The organism is Microbulbifer halophilus, from assembly GCF_026183675.1.
Taxonomy (GTDB): Bacteria; Pseudomonadota; Gammaproteobacteria; order Pseudomonadales; family Cellvibrionaceae; genus Microbulbifer; species Microbulbifer halophilus.
On record NZ_JAPIVK010000080.1, the window covers coordinates 1 to 1,925 of the forward strand.

Annotated in this window: 3 protein-coding genes; all 3 read left to right on the forward strand. The window is 42.0% G+C overall.

Going from position 1 to position 1,925, the window contains the following annotated elements:
- The coding region (locus tag OQE62_RS19265; protein WP_265723669.1) for a hypothetical protein at positions 1–565 on the forward strand (565 nt) is incomplete at its 5' end.
- A gap of 116 nt (positions 566–681) precedes the next feature.
- On the forward strand, positions 682–1,116 hold the full coding sequence (locus tag OQE62_RS19270; protein WP_265723670.1) for a hypothetical protein: 435 nt from the start codon (positions 682–684) through the stop codon (positions 1,114–1,116).
- A gap of 348 nt (positions 1,117–1,464) precedes the next feature.
- The gene (locus OQE62_RS19275) at positions 1,465–1,755 is read left to right on the forward strand and encodes a hypothetical protein (RefSeq protein WP_265723671.1); all 291 of its coding nucleotides are present in this window, start codon (positions 1,465–1,467) and stop codon (positions 1,753–1,755) included.
- The last annotated feature ends 170 nt before the right edge of the window (positions 1,756–1,925 follow it).

Consider the following 1,925-nt stretch of genomic DNA (forward strand, 5'->3'; position numbering starts at 1 on the left):
CCGGCTCAAGAAGCAGCGTCTTCGGCTGTCGAGGAACAGGGGGGCACATCGTCAGGGAGCTGATTTCTCTGACTTTGGGACCGAAGAAGTTGCTGTCGAAGCTACAGGCGGAGCCGAGCCAATCGCCCGCAGCCGAAGAACCACTAACAGGGCCGATCCCCCAAGCAACACCCCTGACGTGAGTTCAGGACACGGGTCTAACGCTCGTATGGACGGGCATAAGATTTATGACCCTAGCCATCCAGCAATAAGCTCAAACCCGAAAGCTCAATACCGATTTTCGGATCCGTCCTATAGATCTACGGGTGGAGATGTATACTTTGGTGAAAATGTGGCAACGTCATACTTCGAGGTTCGTAAAAACGTACATGGAAAGTCTCTCTTTGTTGGTGATGTAAGAGTAGATAACATGTTAGATTTGACTGACCCAGATGTTCTTAGAAAGATGAACATCGATCCAGAGAAATTAACTTCTAAAGTCGACAACCCAGTACAAAAAAATCGGTATATGACTACACAAATGAAATATCGAACCAAGCATTCGATTCAGGTTACAATGGAATAATTTATTCGAGCAGCAGAAAGGCAGGAAATAATAAAGCCATTATATTGTTTGAGGATAGATACAATCCTAAAGAAATAAGCGTAATAATCGACAAACCAATTCACTAAGAGAAACTAATGGCTGAGCTACGACTACGCACTGCTGGCAATATTGGAATCCAGCCTTCTTATATTAAAGGTATGGAAAATAGTGGCCTTTGCTACTTCATTTGGGATGATGACTGCGATGTAGTAGGAGGGCAGTGCTCCCATTGCAATACGATTATATGGACCTCTCCTCGATCAAACCCGATCTTGTCTGAGAGAAAACCAAGCAATGTTCCCGATAGCGGAAAGGGTTACCGGAAATACTATGAAGATAACCTTCAGAGGTTTCTTGATTCATTGCCAAATTGCCCAGAATGTGGGAAAACTGATCATGATCTATTTATCAACAACACCTCTTTCCCCCGGCTTAAAGATGGCACCTCTCCTGACTATAGCCAAATTAACATTGAATTGGAAAACCGGGACCCAAACAGTGTAAAGGTATGGTGGCTGGAGGCTGATTAGCCTTCATAACTATCTGAGCAATCGCCAGGAAATGGATTATATTAAAACAGAAAGAAACTTAATCAAGTCTTTAAACGAATACTTTAAAGACGCTGCAAAGGACTATGCTGTCAACGAGTCAACCGACTCTCCATTTTTGTATCTGGTTATCGAAATAACCCTTTACAACTATTTCGTGGTTAGAGTAACAGTGGGAAAAAGCACGGTCTTTTTCTCAATTATTGAGTCTGGCTTTCAGCTACAGCTATTTAAGAATCAACTATCTATTAGCGAGTTTAAGTTGGCATTAAAAACTTTAGATCAAGAGATTAGACTAAGAATCCCGGACAAATACCTACAGGCAAAGGGATGGCAGTCTATAAAGTGAACTTAAAAAAACTAAACATTCTAGCTGATGATGCATCAACCGAAATATCAAGCTTTGAAAAAAAGCATGGGCAACGCACCTCCATAACATCTATAAAGAATCAGATGAAATTTATATCTGAGCTTTCAGGAAATGGACTCAACCCGTTAGAAAGACTCAAGAATGGAGAAACATTTACTTTTGCAATAATTTCCTCCAAAGAACTTTCAAGCCCAGAAGAGTTGGCGCTAAAAAGGAAAATAGATTTAGTTGCTAAAGAGCTAACGGAGTGACTCCTCTCCATTAGTTCATATGAGCTTCTATAAAGAATCCAAAACCAAGACGACCTCCCAGGAACCCGGGTAAAAACATGTCTATTCTCAGTCAAGACAAAAGGATGACCAACGTCGACTGCCCGCTCGGCAAGGACGCGATGGTTGTCACAACGATAGACGGCGAGGAG

Excerpts from the sequence above, each read along its gene's own strand:
- OQE62_RS19275 (WP_265723671.1), top strand. The coding sequence starts at position 1,465 with ATGGCAGTCTATAAAGTGAACTTAAAAAAACTAAACATTCTAGCTGAT.
- OQE62_RS19270 (WP_265723670.1), top strand. The coding sequence starts at position 682 with ATGGCTGAGCTACGACTACGCACTGCTGGCAATATTGGAATCCAGCCT.